Source organism: Paraburkholderia sp. SIMBA_030, assembly GCF_046535245.1.
Taxonomy (GTDB): Bacteria; Pseudomonadota; Gammaproteobacteria; order Burkholderiales; family Burkholderiaceae; genus Paraburkholderia.
In genome coordinates this window covers 1-266 of sequence record NZ_JAWRXB010000705.1, presented here as the reverse complement: position 1 = coordinate 266, position 266 = coordinate 1, and the positions used below count along the sequence as shown (strand labels likewise).

At 54.9% G+C, this 266-nt stretch carries 1 protein-coding gene; it reads left to right on the top strand.

Annotated elements, in window-relative coordinates; translation table 11 throughout:
• Positions 1 to 163 precede the first annotated feature (163 nt).
• A partial coding sequence (locus SB772_RS41770; protein ID WP_410838744.1) for a protease modulator HflK N-terminal domain-containing protein occupies positions 164 to 266 on the top strand: 103 nt, incomplete at its 3' end.

The following is a 266-nucleotide window of genomic DNA, read 5'->3' as shown; positions in this document are numbered from 1 at the left end:
ACGGATCGAGTTGAATCGATTGGTGAGTCGCGAAGGTTTGCAGCCGAATGACTTCATCGAGCAACACACTTTGCAATAAAAGCCTGAGAAAGCGGTTGTGTCGTGGTGACAGGCATTCTGTAGCATTGGTCGGCGCGCCGTGGGTGCGTCTTTGCTTTATCAGATGGAGAGCGCTATGGCTTGGAATGAGCCGGGTGGCAACTCGAATAATCAGGATCCTTGGGGTGGCAAGCGCCGCAATAACGGCGACCGCAAGGGACCACCGG